Source organism: Pseudomonas chlororaphis (assembly GCA_001023535.1).
Classification (GTDB): domain Bacteria; phylum Pseudomonadota; class Gammaproteobacteria; order Pseudomonadales; family Pseudomonadaceae; genus Aquipseudomonas; species Aquipseudomonas chlororaphis_E.
Genome location: CP011020.1, coordinates 3663916 through 3680555 on the forward strand (window position 1 = coordinate 3663916; position 16640 = coordinate 3680555).

A 16640-nucleotide genomic window follows, 5' to 3' on the forward strand; every position below is an offset into this window, starting at 1 on the left:
GTGTTTCCTTAACCAACTGGGCACATCAAAATAGGGTTCAGACTTGATAACCTGGAGATTTTTTTGCCGACTTCCCGCCCAGGTGATGGACCGAAAGCGCTGCCAAGACACCCAGCATCAGGCCGAGGACCAATGCCAGCAACACAACAAGTGTTCTTTTCGGCTTGATAGCCTCTTGTGGCACTTCAACATTGCCGTCATAGCGGTACATATCGATTTTCAGGGGGGTGACTGCCAGCTTTTCAAAAAAGCTCTTCTTGGCTTGAAGGTCCCTCAAGCCGGACAGGAATGCGTCATTGGAAGACCTGTCCTCCATGCTTTTTATTTCAGCCTTAAGCGCCTCGACGCCTCTCAAGAAGCTCATTTCCCCTGTCATGTTCGTGGTTGCCGCGTTCGGGGTACCATCGAATATCATCGTAGGTTTCTGCACGCCAACCGCCTCAGCGACACCTAGCGCCGCTCGTAATTTGACCAACGTATCCGCACGCATGGCCTCACCTGTTTCACGCTTTGCATCTATCTCCCGCCCCATATTCTGGGCACGGACCTTGGCTTCATATGAAACGTTCTTGGTGATTTCGCTGACTGCTTGTAACTCTGCATGCTTGATATATTTCTTGACCCAGTCCACTGACTGTTCTGCATTACCCGTCTGGGCAATCACGGAGTAGCGACCCACCTCATCAGCCGTAACCGGAGTCACCTTCAGTTTCTTCAGGAACTCGGCGTACAACGCATCCTGCGAGCGTTTTTTTTCATCTTCACTCAGCGATGGAAGGTACGTACTTTCAAAAAACTCCTGGCGCAGTGTCTCGGAGAGTAGATTTCGCACAAATAAACGATATACCTGCTCAATGGTATAGGGCTCAAGCTCGAATTCCCTGGTACGCCCTGCATTTAACTCGGCAATATCACTTTGGGTCGGAGGCACCAGATAGGCGCGGGCTTCAAAGACTCGCTCGCTGAAAAACGCATACATCAGCCCCAGGACAACGGCAATAGCGGTTACGCTGATAATGACCCACACCTGGCTCCATAACGCTCGCGCGATCTGGAAGGCATCAAATTCATTGGCGTATTGATTATTCGCAGTATCACTTTGCATAGTCTTTAAGCCTTGTTTTAATCTACTTCAGCACGCTGTTGAGAGCGAGTTTGAGTTTTCTGCCCATTCCACAGCGACTGTCATTAAGCAGTCGCTACGTCGATGTGCTACTTAAGATCTATTAAGCAACAGGAAACAAATCCTGGTGCGGATGGGTATCGATTAACTCAAAAGCTTGGAAAGATAGTGGCCGTATCCGGTCTTTTTAAGGCGTTCAGCCTGCTCAGCCAATTGCGCTCTGTTTATCCAGCCATTGGTAAAAGCTATCTCCTCCAGGCAAGCTACTTTAAGGCCCTGTCGTTGCTCAATGGTATGAACGAAATGGCTGGCCTCCAGAAGAGAATCATGGGTCCCTGTGTCAAGCCATGCAAAACCGCGGCCGAGCATTTCCACACGGAGTTTCTTGCGCTCCAGGTAGACACGATTGACGTCGGTGATTTCCAACTCACCGCGGGCAGAAGGCTTTATGCTCTTTGCTATGCCAACCACATCATTATCGTAAAAATAAAGACCAGTGACGGCGTAATTTGACTTGGGAGCGACGGGTTTCTCTTCGATGCTGAGGGCACGTCCCGAGTCATCGAACTCCACTACCCCAAAACGCTCCGGATCAGACACGTGATAACCAAATACCGTTGCGCCTTCCTTTTGATGGGTGGCCGAACGCAAATTATCCGAAAAGTGTTGCCCGTAAAAAATGTTGTCACCCAAAATCAGGCAGCAAGGATCGTTACCGATGAACGCTTCACCAATAATGAACGCCTGGGCCAGGCCATCGGGACTTGGCTGCTCGGCGTAGGTCAATTGAATACCGTAAAGGCTGCCATCACCCAGCAGCTTCTTGAAACAAGGCAGGTCTTCGGGGGTGGAAATAATCAAGATCTCCCGCATCCCCGCAAGCATCAGCACTGAAAGCGGATAAAAAATCATCGGCTTATCGTAGATCGGCAACATCTGTTTCGATACACCGAGCGTCAATGGGTGCAACCGAGTGCCCGATCCACCAGCGAGAATGATCCCTTTACGGTTTGTTGTTGTCATTTATTCATTACTTCCCTAAGCATTCGGGTGACGCCGCTCTGCCAATCCGGCAGATGCAGTGAAAATTGATCGCGCAGTTTCTGGGTATTCAAGCGTGAGTTCAGCGGGCGTTTTGCCGGGGTTGGATAAGCATTGGTTTCGATGGGATTTACTGCGCTTACCATCAACGGCTCGCCATGGCTACGGGCGAAATCGATGACGTGACTGGCGTAGCCGTGCCAGGAAACCTCTCCACTCGCGGCCAAATGATAAATGCCGCTAGAGCCCGCCCCTTCATCCAGTCGCCGAATCACCAGGGCAGTGACATCAGCAATGAGATCCGCCCCAGTTGGCGCGCCAATTTGATCGGCAATGACGTTTAATGTTTCGCGTTCTTTCGCCAGACGTAACATGGTCTTGGCAAAGTTATTACCGCGAGCACCATATACCCAACTCGTACGCAATATCAGGTAGTTGCAACCAGATGCGATAATCACCTGCTCGCCGGCCAGCTTACTGGCACCGTAGTGGTTGACCGGTGCCGTGGGATCTGTTTCCTGCCAAGGCCTGCTCCCTTGGCCATTGAAGACATAATCCGTGGAATAGTGAATAAGCCAGGCATCCAACGATGCAGCTTCCTGTGCCATTATCCGACAGGCGTCGCCATTTATACGATCAGCCAGCTCAGGTTCGTCGTGCTCAGCCTTGTCCACAGCCGTGTAAGCGGCTGCGTTAACGATGATGTCCGGGCTGACTTGCCGAATCGTCTCGCGCAGAGCCTCAACATCGGTCAAATCACCACAAAGCCCATCCACTGTTTGACGATCCAGTGCAATCACATCTCCCAGTGGCGCAAGTGAACGTTGAAGCTCCCAGCCTACCTGCCCGTTTTTCCCAAGCAGAAGGATCTTCATGATTCACTCGAAGGATCGTTGTAGTGCTGGTCAATCCATTGCTGATAGCTTCCGCTCTTTACATGCGCCACCCACTCGGTGTTGTTCAGGTACCACTCCACAGTCTTGCGAATGCCACTTTCAAACGTTTCCTCAGGCACCCAGCCCAACTCCCGTTGAATTTTACTCGCATCGATGGCGTAACGCTGATCGTGGCCAGGGCGATCCTGAACGTAGCTGATCAATTCTGCATGGGGACAGTAAGGCGAGCCCGGACGCAACTCATCCAGCAAGGCGCAAAGGGTGCGCACGACCTCAATGTTCTGTTTCTCGTTATGGCCGCCGATGTTGTACGTCTGGCCGACGACACCCTCGGTCACGACCTTGTAGAGGGCCCGAGCGTGGTCTTCCACATAAAGCCAATCCCGAACCTGGTCGCCTTTGCCATATACGGGCAGCGGCTTCCCCTCAAGTGCATTGAGGATGATCAGAGGAATCAATTTTTCGGGGAAATGGTATGGGCCGTAATTGTTCGAACAATTGGTGACCAGCGTCGGTAAACCGTAAGTACGGGCCCATGCGCGTACCAAGTGATCGGAGCTTGCCTTGCTGGCCGAATACGGAGAGCTGGGTTGATAAGGTGTCGTTTCGGTGAACAACTCTTCGGGGCCTTCAAGATCGCCGTACACTTCGTCTGTGGAAATATGATGAAAACGAAAGCCGGGCTTGCGCGCCTCATCTAAAGTGGCCCAATAATGGCGCGCCGCTTCCAATAAGACATAGGTGCCGATAATGTTGGTCTGGATAAATTCCGAGGGCCCGGAAATGGAGCGATCCACATGGGACTCAGCAGCCAGGTGCATGATGGCATCCGGTTGATGCTCTCTCAAGACCCGGTCAATGGCTGCACGATCGCAGATATCGACATGCTCGAATGCATAGCGAGGACTCTGGCACACATCAATCAGGGACTCGAGATTGCCGGCATACGTCAGCTTGTCGACATTCACGACAGAGTCAGCCGTGTCGGAAATGATATGCCGAATGACGGCCGAACCGATGAACCCTGCGCCGCCGGTGACTAGAATTTTCACGCGAAACCGTACCTTGAGTTGACGACAGGGCTGCCAACCGAGCGCTGTCTAATCCTTGAATACGAAGCCTAGGCCTCGTCACCCCGACTGGCGCATACATGTGCCATGTTGCGGTCAAGCGGTGCATTTTACAGGTAAATAAATGATTTACTAATGGATATAGACCGGCAACTCCTGAGCTGTCTGTAGGAACCTTCCTATTTTTTTGTTAAATAAGCTGCTTCCGCGAAGATCGCATTAGACGAGTGACAAGCCATCCCAATAATGGGCCAATTAACATGCCCATCAACAGTGCAAGAACGATGATTACAGAGACAGGTAGCTCAGGCCCGCTCCAACCCAAGAATAGCAAGGAAACCGATTGCTGATTTTCCAGCACGAACGCCAGGACAATCAGAATCACCAGCAGCAGGAATACGGCAAGGACAACACGCTTTAGATTACGCATGGCCTGCCCCTTGGTTAGTAGCCTTCAATCCGCCTCCTCCTCTTCGTTGACACGATCCCTGAGCTCCTTGCCCGGCTTGAAATGAGGGACGAATTTACCGTCGAGACTGACGGACTGACCGGTCTTGGGGTTGCGACCCACCCGAGGAGCGCGGTAATGCAGGGAAAAGCTGCCGAAGCCACGGATCTCGATACGATCTCCAGTCGCCAGGCATTGGGACATTTGTTCAAGCATTGTCTTGATGGCCAGCTCTACATCCTTGGATGAGAGTAGCCCTTGATGGGTGACAATTCGTTCGATCAACTCCGACTTCGTCATATTTTTCCCTTCTTTTTCAAGCAGCTAGATCAGCGCTTCAAAGGTTTTAGCATGCCCGGAGGATTTTGAACAGCCCAAGTATTGACATATCGCCTACAAGCTCAGCCTGCCCCTTTTTTGGGCAGATGGGCGTCATTTCAGGCGCTAACGACACATGACCAGCATCGTGCGAGTCAGGTAGCCTGCCGGATTGAAGCCGAAGGGATATTGGTCGTCGTCCCTGGCGTCGTCGGATCGGGTAATCACCTTGTAGCCCGCCCCTTTGCATTCCCTCGCTGCCCGCTTCTGGCACTTTTCCCAGCCCGAACCCAACCCCGAGCAGTCGACCTCGACACCACTGACACCACGCACGGCATGCGTCTTTGCACTGGTAGAGCAACCTGCCAGGGCTGCAACCAACAGCACGAGAAAGAGTCTGTTCATTCAAATCCCTATCACCCCAGCACCTCAAGGCAACCCTTAGTCGTTATATAGATGATTGATCTGCATAACAAAAGAGACAGTTTTATTAAGGGATAGGTTTCATGGCCAACGTGAAACCCCGGCTCCTTAAGAAACCAAGGCAAATCGCGGCCACAAAAAAGGGCGACCGAAGTCGCCCCTTTTTTATGGTCTGACAGAACTCAGTTCTGTTTTTCCATTTGTGCACGCAGCAGGTCGCCCAGAGTGGTAGGACCAGCAGCGACGCTGTCCGAAGCTGGCTTGTCGCGCAGGCTTTGGATAGCTTCTTTCTCGTCTTCAACGTCTTTCGACTTGATCGAGAGCTGGATTACGCGGCTCTTGCGGTCAACGCTGATGATCTTGGCTTCTACTTCTTCGCCTTCCTTCAGGACGTTGCGCGCGTCTTCAACGCGGTCACGGCTGATTTCGGAGGCTTTCAGAGTCGCTTCGATATCGTCGGCCAGAGTGATGATGGCGCCTTTGGCGTCAACTTCTTTCACGATGCCCTTAACGATTGCGCCTTTGTCGTTCTCTTGAACGTACTCGGAGAACGGATCGCTTTCCAGTTGCTTGATACCCAGGGAGATGCGCTCGCGCTCTGGGTCAACCGACAGGATAACAGTGTCCAGCTCGTCGCCCTTCTTGAAACGGCGTACGGCTTCTTCGCCCACTTCGTTCCAGGAAATGTCGGACAGGTGAACCAGGCCGTCGATGCCGCCGTCCAGACCAATGAAGATACCGAAATCGGTGATCGACTTGATGGTGCCGGAGATTTTATCGCCCTTGTTGAACTGGCCAGAGAAGTCTTCCCATGGGTTGGACTTGCACTGCTTGATGCCGAGGGAGATACGACGACGCTCTTCGTCGATGTCCAGAACCATGACTTCCACTTCGTCGCCGACTTGTACGACTTTCGAAGGGTGGATGTTCTTGTTGGTCCAGTCCATTTCGGAAACGTGTACCAGGCCTTCAACGCCTTCTTCCAGCTCAGCGAAGCAGCCGTAGTCGGTGAGGTTGGTAACACGAGCGGTGACGCGGGTGCCTTCTGGGTAACGGGCTTTGATAGCAACCCATGGGTCTTCACCCAGTTGCTTCAGGCCCAGGGAAACACGATTGCGCTCGCGATCGTACTTCAGAACCTTGACATCGATCTCGTCGCCAACGTTGACGATTTCCGAAGGATGCTTGATACGCTTCCAGGCCATGTCGGTGATGTGCAGCAGGCCATCGACGCCGCCCAGATCCACGAATGCGCCGTAGTCGGTGAGGTTCTTGACGATACCCTTGACCTGCTGGCCTTCCTGCAGCGATTCCAGCAGAGCTTCACGCTCGGCGGAGTTCTCGGCTTCCAGGACGCTGCGACGGGAAACGACAACGTTGTTGCGCTTCTGGTCCAGCTTGATGACCTTGAATTCCAGCTCTTTGCCTTCCAGGTGCGTGGTGTCGCGCACTGGACGGACGTCAACCAGGGAACCTGGCAGGAACGCACGGATGCCGTTAACGTCGACAGTGAAGCCGCCTTTAACCTTACCGTTGATAACGCCCTTGACCACTTCCTCAGCTGCGAAAGCCGCTTCCAGAACGATCCAGCATTCAGCACGCTTGGCTTTTTCACGGGACAGCTTGGTTTCACCAAAGCCGTCTTCAACCGAGTCCAGCGCAACGTGAACTTCGTCACCGACGTTGATGTTCAGTTCGCCAGCGTCGTTGTAGAACTGCTCAAGCGGGATGAGTGCTTCAGACTTCAGACCAGCGTGAACGGTTACCCAGCGAGCCTGGTAATCGATATCGACGATAACACCGGTGATGATGGAGCCAGCCTGAAGGTTCAGGGTTTTTAGGCTTTCTTCAAAGAGTTCCGCAAAGCTTTCGCTCATTTTAATTCCTGATGATTGGGGCGAAGGATACGCCCGGCTCCACACCCCAGACGGTGTGGGTTAGTTTCATGTAGAAGAAGCACCGCAGGACTATGACTGGTCCCCTGCAGAGCTTCCTGGTCACCCGGCGAGATCGCGCAGTGCGATTTCGCTCATGATGCGTTGCAACACCTGATCGATGGACAACTCCGTGGAATCCAGCTGTATCGCATCGGCCGCCGGCTTGAGCGGGGCCACTGCGCGCTGGGTGTCACGCTCGTCGCGTGCACGGATCTCATCTAGCAGACTCGACAGACTAACATCCTCGCCTTTGCCCTTCAACTGCAAATATCGACGACGAGCCCGCTCCTCCGCGCTGGCGGTGAGGAAAATCTTCAAGGGCGCTTCAGGGAATACCACCGTGCCCATGTCACGACCGTCGGCCACCAACCCTGGCAGTTCCTGGAAAGCACGCTGGCGTTGCAGCAACGCTTCGCGCACCGCCGGCAGCGCAGCCACCTGGGAAGCCCCGGCCCCCACGCTTTCGGTGCGAATGACATCGCTGACTTCATCGCCTTCCAGGATGATGCGCTGCAACTGGCCATCGGTGGCTGCGATGAACTGGACATCCAGGTGCGCAGCCAACGCCTTGAGCAACTCCTCGTTGGTCAGGTCGACACCATGGTTCGCCGCGGCGAATGCCAGCAGGCGATACAAGGCACCCGAATCCAGCAGGTTCCAGCCCAGTTGCCTGGCCAGGATCCCGGCCACGGTGCCCTTGCCCGAACCGCTCGGGCCATCGATGGTGATGACCGGTGCCTTGATGATCACGACTGCGCCTCTTGTGCTACTCGAATGCCGACCTGTGCGCACAGCGCCAGGAAATTCGGGAACGACGTGGCGACGTTGGCGCAGTCATGGATGCGAATCGGCGCGCTGGCGCGCAACGATGCAACGCTGAAGGCCATGGCAATGCGGTGATCGCCGTGACCATGGACTTCGCCGCCGCCGATCTGGCCGCCGTCGATGATGATGCCGTCCGGTGTCGGTTGGCACTTCACGCCCAGGGCCAGCAGGCCGTCGGCCATTACCTGGATACGATCCGACTCCTTGACCCGCAGCTCTTCAGCACCGGTCAGCACTGTGCGGCCTTCGGCACAGGCAGCGGCCACGAACAGCACCGGGAACTCGTCGATGGCCAGCGGAACCAAAGCCTCCGGAATCTCGATACCCTTGAGTTTAGCCGCTCTTACGCGAAGGTCCGCCACCGGTTCACCGCCCACTTCACGCTGGTTCTCCAGGGTGATGTCGGCGCCCATCAGGCGCAGGATGTCGATCACGCCGGTGCGGGTCGGGTTGATACCCACATGTTCGAGCACCAGTTCGGAGCCCTCGGCGATGGACGCGGCCACCAGGAAGAATGCCGACGACGAGATATCGCCAGGGACTTCGATGTGAGTCGCGGTCAGCTTGCTGCCGGACTCGACCGACGCAGTTGCGCCGTTGACGGTGACCGGGTAGCCGAAGCCACGCAGCATGCGCTCGGTGTGATCACGAGTGGGCGCAGGCTCGGTCACGGTGGTCTTGCCTTCGGCGTAGAGACCAGCCAGCAGCAGACAGGATTTCACCTGCGCACTGGCCATCGGCATGGTGTAGGTCAGCCCCTTGAGCTTGTTGCCGCCACGGATGGTCATCGGTGGACGACCTTCGGCAGCCGTCTCGATGACCGCACCCATTTCCCGCAACGGGTTGGCGACACGGTTCATCGGCCGCTTGGACAGCGAGGCGTCGCCGGTCAGCGTGCTGTCGAAATCCTGCGCGGCCAGCAGGCCGGACAGCAGGCGCATCGACGTCCCGGAGTTCCCCAGGTAGATCGGCCCAGGCGCTGGCTTCAAGCCATGCAGCCCGACACCGTGGATGGTCACGCGACCGTGGTGCGGACCTTCGATGACCACGCCCATGTCGCGAAACGCCTGCAGCGTCGCCAGGGCGTCTTCGCCTTCGAGGAAGCCTTCCACCTCGGTCACGCCTTCGGCCAGGGAGCCGAGCATGATCGAGCGGTGGGAAATCGATTTATCGCCCGGTACACGAATACGCCCACTCAGGGAGCCACCAGGTTGTGCCAGGAAAATCAGATCGTTGGAGTTCATAGCGTCCACATAGGCCCGACGGGCCAGGATTTTACTGAAATGCTCGCGGGCCACCCTGGCGCGTGTGAAAACGCCCAGCAATTGGTGCCCGTCCCCTGCATCGACCGCGTCGCGCAAGGCGTCGAGATCGCTGCGAAATGTATCGAGTGTGCGCAGGACAGCTTCGCGGTTGGCGAGGAAGATGTCGTGCCACATGACCGGGTCGCTACCGGCGATTCTCGTGAAATCGCGGAAACCGCCGGCAGCGTAACGGAAGATCTCAAGATTTTCATTGCGTTTGGCCAATGAATCCACCAACCCGAACGCCAACAGATGCGGCAAATGGCTGGTGGCGGCCAAGACTTCATCGTGGCGCTCGACCTGCATATGCTCGACGTCGGCGCCCAGCTCGCGCCAGAGGCGGTCCACCACCGCCAATGCAGCCGGATCGGTCTGCTCCAGCGGCGTCAGGATCACCTTGTGCCGGCGAAACAGCTCGGCGTTGGAGGCTTCCACCCCGCTCTGCTCGGAACCGGCAATCGGATGCCCCGGCACAAAGCGTCCCGGCATCCCGCCGAACGCCAGGGTGGCCGCCCGCACGACATTGCCCTTGGCACTGCCGACATCCGTGAGGATGGCGCGCCCCAGGTCCATGGTCGCCAGGCGCGCCAGCAGTTTTTCCATGGCCAGGATCGGCACCGCCAACTGAATCACGTCCGCGCCCTGGCAGGCGACCGTCAGGTCGTCTTCACAGCGATCCACCACACCCAACTCGACCGCCAGCTTGCGTGACTGCGGGTCCAGGTCGACGCCGACCACCTCCCGGCACAGCCCACTTTCGCGCAATCCCTTGGCAAACGAACCACCGATCAGCCCCAGGCCGACCACCACCAGGCGCCCGATCATAGGAACAGCAGGTTGCAATGAAGTGACATCAACCACGAGCCAGGACCTTGCTCAACGCCTCCAGGAAACGGCTGTTCTCCGCCGGCAGCCCAATAGTGATGCGCAGGTGGTTCGGCATGCCGTAGTTGGCCACCGGACGCACGATCACGCCCTCACGCAACAACCCCTGGAACACCGGGGCGGCGACACGCCCGAGGTCGACGCAGATGAAATTGCCTTTCGAGGGGATCCAGTCCAGGCCCAACTCGCGGAAACCGGCTTCGAGCTGCTGCATGCCGGCCTCATTGAGACGACGGCTCTGCGCCAGGTATTCCTCGTCCTGCAACGCGGCACAGGCCGCGGCCAGTGCGAAGCTGTTGACGTTGAACGGCTGGCGCACGCGGTTCAGCACATCGGCCACCACGGCCGTGGACAAGCCGTAGCCAACCCGCAGCGACGCCAGGCCATAGGCCTTGGAGAACGTGCGCGAAACCAGCAGGTTCGGGTAGGCCGCTAGGAAATCCAGGCCATCAGGCAGGTCGCTGCCTTCGGCGTACTCGATGTAGGCCTCGTCCAGCACCACCAGCACATGCTCCGGCACGTCCTGCAGGAAGTCATCCAGGGCCTGGGCATCGAACCAGGTGCCGGTCGGGTTGTTCGGGTTGGCGATGAAGACCACCCGGGTGTTGGCGTCGATGGCCGCCAGCATCGCCGGCAGATCGTGCCCCCACGCCTTGGCCGCCACCACATGGGCGTCGGCGCCGACAGCTTGCGTCGCGATCGGGTAAACCGCGAACGCGTGTTCGCTGAACACCGCATTGAGGCCCGGCGCCAGGTAGGCGCGGGCCACCAGCTCGAGGATGTCGTTGGAGCCGTTGCCCAGGGTCACCTGGTTCAGCTCTACGCCACAGCGCTCGGCCAGCAGGCTTTTCAAGGCAAAGCCGTTGCCATCGGGGTAACGGGTCAGCTCGGCCAGCTCGTCACGGATCGCCGCCAGCGCCTTGGGACTTGCGCCCAGCGGGTTTTCGTTGCTCGCCAGCTTGACGATGCTGGCCGGGTCCAGGTCCAGCTCGCGGGCCAACTCATCCACAGGCTTGCCCGGAACATAAGGCGAAAGTTGTTGCACGCCTGGCTGCGCCAGTGCGAGGAAGTTGCCACTCATTTGCTATCCGCCCTTAAAGAACTGCCTTGGGGTAGGAACCCAGCACCTTGAGTGCCACTGCTTCCTGACTGATTTTCTCAAGCACACCTTTGACCAGAGGATCGCGGTGGTGGCCGACAAAATCGATGAAGAACACGTAGGTCCATTTACCGCTGCGCGACGGACGCGTCTCGATACGGGTCAGGTCGATGCCATTGTCATGGAACGGCACCAACAGCTCATGGAGCGCACCGGGCTTGTTGCTCATGGAAACGATGATCGATGTCTTGTCGTCGCCGGTCGGCGGCACTTCCTGGCTGCCGATCATCAGGAACCGCGTGGAGTTATCCGGGCGATCCTCGATTTTCTCGGCCAGGCGAGTCAACCCGTAGAGGCCGGCCGCCATATCGCCGGCAATCGCCGCCGAGTTCCATTCGCCCTTGACCCGCTTGGCCGCCTCGGCGTTGCTGGAGACCGCCACGCGCTCGACGTTCGGGTAATGAGCATCCAGCCATTTGCGGCACTGGGCCAGCGACTGGGCGTGGGAATAGATCCGGCTGATACTGTCGGTCTTGGTGTTTTCACCGACCAGCAGGTGATGGTGGATGCGCAGCTCGACTTCGCCGCAGATCACCATGTCGTGCTCGAGGAAGCTGTCCAGCGTGTGATTGACCGCGCCTTCGGTGGAGTTTTCCACCGGCACCACGCCAAAATTCACCGCGCCGGCCGCCACTTCGCGGAAGACTTCGTCAATGGCCGCCATGGGCTTGCTGATCACCGCGTGGCCGAAGTGTTTCAGGGCCGCGGCCTGGGTGAAGGTGCCTTCGGGGCCCAGGTAGGCGACTTTCAGCGGCTGCTCAAGCGCCAGGCACGAAGACATCACCTCGCGGAACAGCCGCGCCATCTCTTCATTGCTCAACGGGCCCTTGTTGCGTTCCATGACCCGCTTGAGCACCTGCGCTTCACGCTCAGGACGATAAAACACCGGCACTTCGCCTTCCGCCAACGACGCCATTTTCACCCGGGCGACTTCCTGGGCGCAGCGCGCGCGCTCGCTGATCAGCTCCAGGACCTTTTCGTCCAGGGCGTCGATGCGCAGGCGCAGCGCCTTGAGTTCCTGTTCAGACATCAGCCATGTTCCTTCTCGAACTCTGCCATGTAGGCCACCAACGCATTGACGGCGTTGATGTCCACGGCGTTGTAGATGGACGCGCGCATGCCACCCACCGAGCGATGGCCCTTGAGGTTCAACAGGCCACGCTCGTCGGCACCCGCCAGGAACGGCTTGTCGAGACGGTCGTCGGCCAGGCGGAACGGCACGTTCATCCAGGAACGATCGGTCTTGTTGATCGGGTTGCTGTACAGGCCGCTGGCATCGATGAACTCATACAGCGTGCGCTGCTTCACCTCGTTGAGCTTGCCGATCGCTTCGACACCGCCCTGCTCCTTGAGCCATTCGAACACCAGGCCGGACAGGTACCAGGCCAGGGTCGGCGGCGTGTTGTACATCGAGCCGTTGTCCGCCGCGACCTTGTAGTTGAGCATGGTCGGGCACAGGGAACGGGCACGGCCCAGCAGGTCTTCGCGAATGATGCTGACCAGGATGCCGCTCGGGCCGATGTTCTTCTGGGCACCGGCGTAGATCATGCCGAAACGGGACACGTCCACCGGGCGCGAGAGGATGTCCGAGGACATGTCGGCGACCAGCGGCACGTCGCCGGTTTCCGGGATCCAGTTGAATTCCAGGCCGCCGATGGTTTCGTTCGGCGCGTAATGCACGTAGGCCGCGTCCTTGGACAGGTTCCATTCGTTCTGGCCGGGAATGGCGAAATAATCATAGGGCTTGGCGGTAGCTGCAACATTGACGTGGCCGTAGCGCGAAGCTTCTTCGATGGCCTTTTGCGACCAGATACCGGTGTCGATGTAGTCGGCCTTGCCGTTTTCCGGCAGCAGGTTCAGCGGAATCTGGGCGAACTGCTGGCTGGCGCCGCCTTGCAGGAACAACACTTTATAGTTGGACGGGATGTTCAGCAGATCACGCAGGTCCTGCTCGGCCTTGGTGGCAATGGACACGAACTCATCGCTGCGATGGCTCATTTCCATGACGGACAGGCCCTTGCCATGCCAGTCGAGAAGTTCACCCTGGGCGCGCTTCAGGACCGCTTCAGGAAGCGCCGCCGGGCCGGCACAGAAGTTATAGGCTCTCTTGCTCACATCCAATCTCGCTCTGATCTGGTGGTCACATAAATCTTGTGTTCTGCCCCCCCCCTGTGGGAGCGGGCTTGCTCGCGAATGCGGTATGTCAGCCATTTAAATGTCGACTGACACACCGCATTCGCGAGCAAGCCCGCTCCCACAAGGAGAATGCGCAGTGTCGCAAATTTTCAAAAGGGACAAACAACAAGGGGGCGAATCTTCATCCGCCCCCTGCGTGTCCGCTTAGTCCTGCGGTTCTTCTTCGTCTGCGGCGGCATCCAGCGACTGATCGCCAACCGTATCGTCGACATCGGCACCGAGCGTGCCGTCGAACGCCACGTCATCCTCGCTTTCCAGCTCCTCGCCTTCGACTTCCGACGGCTCCTGGACCCGCTCCAGCCCTACTAGCGTTTCATCGCTGGCCAGCTTGATCAGCGTCACGCCCTGGGTGTTACGACCCAGGCTCGACACCTCGTCGACCCGCGTACGCACCAGGGTGCCCTGGTCGGAGATCAGCATGATCTCCTCGCCATCGAGCACCTGGACCGCGCCGACCAGACGACCGTTACGCTCGTTGCTGACCATGGCGATGACGCCCTGGCCGCCACGTTTGTACTCGGGGAATTCGCCGATGGCGGTGCGCTTGCCATAACCACGTTCGGAAGCCGTGAGGATCTGGCTGCCTTCTTCCGGGATCAGCATGGAAATCAGCTTCTGCCCTTCTGGCAGGCGCATGCCGCGCACACCGCGGGCGGTACGGCCCATGGCGCGGACATCGGACTCCTTGAAGCGCGTCACCTTGCCACCGTCGGAGAACAGCATGACCTCGCGCTCGCCGTCGGTAATGGCAGCGGAAATCAGCACGTCGCCCTCGTCCAGTTCCAGGGCGATCAAGCCGACGCTGCGCTGGCGACTGAAGGATTCCAGCGGGGTCTTCTTGACGGTGCCGTTGGCGGTCGCCATGAAGATGTAGTGGCCTTCGGTGTACTCCTCGACCGGCAACATGGTGGTGATGTACTCACCGTCGTCCAGCGGCAACAAGTTGACCAGCGGACGGCCACGGGCGGCACGGGAGGCCTCGGGGATTTCGTAGGTCTTGAGCCAGTACACCTTGCCCTTGCTGGAGAACAGCAGCAGCGTGGTATGGCTGTTGGCGACCAGCAGGTGGGCGATGTAGTCCTCGTCCTTGACGCCTGTCGCCGACTTGCCCTTGCCACCCCGGCGCTGGGCCTGGTAGGCAGCCAATGGCTGGGTCTTGGCGTAGCCGCCGTGGGAAATGGTCACCACGCGGTCTTCTTCCGGGATCATGTCACCCAGGGTCAAGTCCAGGCGCGCATCGAGGATCTCGGTGCGACGCACGTCGCCGTATTCGGCGCGGATCACTTCCAGCTCTTCGCGGATCACTTCCATCAGGCGCGTGGCGCTGTTGAGGATGCGGATCAGCTCGCCGATCTGGTTGAGGATCTCCTGGTACTCGGCCAGCAGCTTCTCGTGCTCCAGGCCGGTCAGGCGGTGCAGGCGCAGTTCCAGAATGGCCTGGGCCTGCTCCGGGGACAGGAAGTACTTGCCGTCACGCAGACCATATTGCGGATCGAGGTTTTCCGGGCGGCAGGAATCGGCGCCGGCGCGCTCGACCATGGTCATCACCGCGCTGGACTCCCAAGGGGTGCTGATCAGCGCTTCCTTGGCTTCCGACGGGGTTGGCGAAGCCTTGATCAGGGCGATCACCGGGTCGATGTTCGACAGGGCGACGGCCTGGCCTTCGAGGATGTGACCACGCTCACGGGCCTTGCGCAGTTCGAACACGGTACGGCGGGTGACCACTTCGCGGCGGTGACGCACGAAGGCTTCCAGCAGGTCCTTGAGGTTCAGGATCCGCGGACGACCGTCGATCAGCGCAACGATGTTGATGCCGAACACGCTTTGCAGCTGGGTCTGGGCGTAGAGGTTGTTGAGGATCACCTCGGGCACTTCGCCGCGACGCAACTCGATCACGACGCGCATGCCGTCCTTGTCGGACTCGTCACGCAGCTCGGTGATGCCTTCGAGTTTCTTTTCCTTGACCAGCTCGGCGATCTTCTCGATCAGGCGGGCCTTGTTCAGTTGGTACGGCAGCTCGGTGATGACGATCTGCTGGCGGCCGCCGACCTTGTCGATGTCCTCGACGGTCGAGCGGGCACGCATGTAAATGCGCCCACGACCGGTGCGGTAGGCTTCGATGATGCCGGCACGACCGTTGATGATCGCGGCGGTCGGGAAGTCGGGGCCGGGGATGTACTGCATCAGTTCATCGACACTCAGCTCGGGATTGTCGATGAGAGCCAGGCAACCGTCGATGACTTCACCGAGGTTGTGCGGCGGGATGTTGGTCGCCATGCCCACGGCGATACCGCTGGAGCCGTTGACCAGCAGGTTGGGGACACGGGTCGGCATGACCGCCGGGATCATCTCGGTGCCGTCGTAGTTCGGCACCCAGTCCACGGTTTCCTTGTGCAGGTCGGCCAGCAACTCGTGGGCCAGCTTGGTCATGCGCACTTCGGTGTATCGCATGGCCGCGGCGTTGTCGCCGTCCACCGAACCGAAGTTGCCCTGGCCGTCTACCAGCAGGTAGCGCAGGGAAAATGGCTGGGCCATCCGAACGATGGTGTCGTACACGGCGGTGTCACCGTGAGGGTGATACTTACCGATCACGTCACCGACGACACGGGCGGATTTCTTGTACGGCTTGTTGAAGTCGTTGCCCAGCTCGCTCATCGCGTACAGCACGCGCCGGTGCACGGGCTTCAAGCCATCGCGCGCATCCGGCAGCGCCCGCCCGACGATTACGCTCATTGCGTAGTCGAGGTAGGACTGTTTCAGCTCGTCTTCGATATTGACCGGTAGGATTTCTTTGGCCAGTTCGCCCATGAGAAGCCTGATTCCTTTTTCTGGTGAAACCTCGTCACATCCAGATGGGACGAACGAAGCTCGCCGCTGCCGAACAAATGCCGTGCAACGACTTACGACAAATCAACGAGTTATGCCATGGATCTGCGCAGTGAAGGCCGCCTCGCGAGGCAGCCTTGGAAACCGCCGGATGTTATCACAAGAGCCGCCACGCACCTATCCCCCAGA

General features: G+C 58.4%; 14 protein-coding genes. All 14 read right to left on the reverse strand.

Annotated elements, in window-relative coordinates:
* Positions 1-37: 37 nt before the first annotated feature.
* On the reverse strand, positions 38-1105 hold the full coding sequence (locus VM99_16245) for a hypothetical protein (protein ID AKJ99544.1): 1068 nt from the start codon (positions 1103-1105) through the stop codon (positions 38-40).
* A 162-nt stretch (positions 1106-1267) separates the two neighbouring features.
* Positions 1268-2146: a glucose-1-phosphate thymidylyltransferase gene (locus tag VM99_16250; protein ID AKJ99545.1), complete on the reverse strand. Its 879-nt coding sequence runs from the start codon at positions 2144-2146 to the stop codon at positions 1268-1270.
* Positions 2143-3039: a dTDP-4-dehydrorhamnose reductase gene (locus tag VM99_16255; GenBank protein AKJ99546.1), complete on the reverse strand. Its 897-nt coding sequence runs from the start codon at positions 3037-3039 to the stop codon at positions 2143-2145. The genes VM99_16250 and VM99_16255 overlap by 4 nt, the downstream gene beginning before the upstream one ends.
* A complete protein-coding gene (locus tag VM99_16260; protein AKJ99547.1) occupies positions 3036-4112 on the reverse strand; it encodes a dTDP-glucose 4,6-dehydratase in 1077 nt (358 codons plus the stop codon). The genes VM99_16255 and VM99_16260 overlap by 4 nt, the downstream gene beginning before the upstream one ends.
* Positions 4113-4320: 208 nt before the next feature.
* Entirely contained in the window at positions 4321-4560 is a 240-nt protein-coding gene (locus tag VM99_16265; GenBank protein AKJ99548.1) for a hypothetical protein, read from the reverse strand.
* Between the two features lie 24 nt (positions 4561-4584).
* The gene (locus tag VM99_16270) at positions 4585-4878 is read right to left on the reverse strand and encodes an integration host factor subunit beta (GenBank protein ID AKJ99549.1); all 294 of its coding nucleotides are present in this window, start codon (positions 4876-4878) and stop codon (positions 4585-4587) included.
* Positions 4879-5022: 144 nt separating this feature from the next.
* Positions 5023-5301, reverse strand: a complete 279-nt coding sequence (locus VM99_16275) for a lipoprotein (GenBank protein ID AKJ99550.1) — start codon at positions 5299-5301, stop codon at positions 5023-5025.
* A gap of 200 nt (positions 5302-5501) precedes the next feature.
* The gene (rpsA, locus tag VM99_16280; protein ID AKJ99551.1) at positions 5502-7196 is read right to left on the reverse strand and encodes a 30S ribosomal protein S1; all 1695 of its coding nucleotides are present in this window, start codon (positions 7194-7196) and stop codon (positions 5502-5504) included.
* 120 nt (positions 7197-7316) lie between these two features.
* The gene (locus VM99_16285; protein ID AKJ99552.1) at positions 7317-8006 is read right to left on the reverse strand and encodes a cytidylate kinase; all 690 of its coding nucleotides are present in this window, start codon (positions 8004-8006) and stop codon (positions 7317-7319) included.
* On the reverse strand, positions 8003-10210 hold the full coding sequence (locus VM99_16290; GenBank protein AKJ99553.1) for a 3-phosphoshikimate 1-carboxyvinyltransferase: 2208 nt from the start codon (positions 10208-10210) through the stop codon (positions 8003-8005). Before VM99_16290 ends, VM99_16285 begins: the two co-directional genes overlap by 4 nt.
* A gap of 28 nt (positions 10211-10238) precedes the next feature.
* A complete protein-coding gene (locus tag VM99_16295) occupies positions 10239-11351 on the reverse strand; it encodes an aspartate aminotransferase (GenBank protein ID AKJ99554.1) in 1113 nt (370 codons plus the stop codon).
* A gap of 13 nt (positions 11352-11364) precedes the next feature.
* Positions 11365-12459, reverse strand: coding sequence for a prephenate dehydratase (locus VM99_16300; GenBank protein ID AKJ99555.1), 1095 nt, complete (start codon positions 12457-12459; stop codon positions 11365-11367).
* Positions 12459-13544, reverse strand: a complete 1086-nt coding sequence (locus VM99_16305) for an MFS transporter (GenBank protein ID AKK01774.1) — start codon at positions 13542-13544, stop codon at positions 12459-12461. The genes VM99_16300 and VM99_16305 overlap by 1 nt, the downstream gene beginning before the upstream one ends.
* Before the next feature lie 225 nt (positions 13545-13769).
* Entirely contained in the window at positions 13770-16433 is a 2664-nt protein-coding gene (locus tag VM99_16310) for a DNA gyrase subunit A (GenBank protein AKJ99556.1), read from the reverse strand.
* Positions 16434-16640 lie beyond the last annotated feature (207 nt).

What these genes read in the sequence shown, in the direction of transcription:
- VM99_16245 (AKJ99544.1), bottom strand. Translation starts at nt 1,105, where the DNA reads ATGCAAAGTGATACTGCGAATAATCAATACGCCAATGAATTTGATGCC.
- VM99_16255 (AKJ99546.1), bottom strand. Translation starts at nt 3,039, where the DNA reads ATGAAGATCCTTCTGCTTGGGAAAAACGGGCAGGTAGGCTGGGAGCTT.
- VM99_16270 (AKJ99549.1), bottom strand. Translation starts at nt 4,878, where the DNA reads ATGACGAAGTCGGAGTTGATCGAACGAATTGTCACCCATCAAGGGCTA.
- VM99_16300 (AKJ99555.1), bottom strand. Translation starts at nt 12,459, where the DNA reads ATGTCTGAACAGGAACTCAAGGCGCTGCGCCTGCGCATCGACGCCCTG.
- VM99_16275 (AKJ99550.1), bottom strand. Translation starts at nt 5,301, where the DNA reads ATGAACAGACTCTTTCTCGTGCTGTTGGTTGCAGCCCTGGCAGGTTGC.
- rpsA (AKJ99551.1), bottom strand. Translation starts at nt 7,196, where the DNA reads ATGAGCGAAAGCTTTGCGGAACTCTTTGAAGAAAGCCTAAAAACCCTG.
- VM99_16310 (AKJ99556.1), bottom strand. Translation starts at nt 16,433, where the DNA reads ATGGGCGAACTGGCCAAAGAAATCCTACCGGTCAATATCGAAGACGAG.
- VM99_16295 (AKJ99554.1), bottom strand. Translation starts at nt 11,351, where the DNA reads ATGAGTGGCAACTTCCTCGCACTGGCGCAGCCAGGCGTGCAACAACTT.
- VM99_16290 (AKJ99553.1), bottom strand. Translation starts at nt 10,210, where the DNA reads ATGATCGGGCGCCTGGTGGTGGTCGGCCTGGGGCTGATCGGTGGTTCG.
- VM99_16250 (AKJ99545.1), bottom strand. Translation starts at nt 2,146, where the DNA reads ATGACAACAACAAACCGTAAAGGGATCATTCTCGCTGGTGGATCGGGC.
- VM99_16265 (AKJ99548.1), bottom strand. Translation starts at nt 4,560, where the DNA reads ATGCGTAATCTAAAGCGTGTTGTCCTTGCCGTATTCCTGCTGCTGGTG.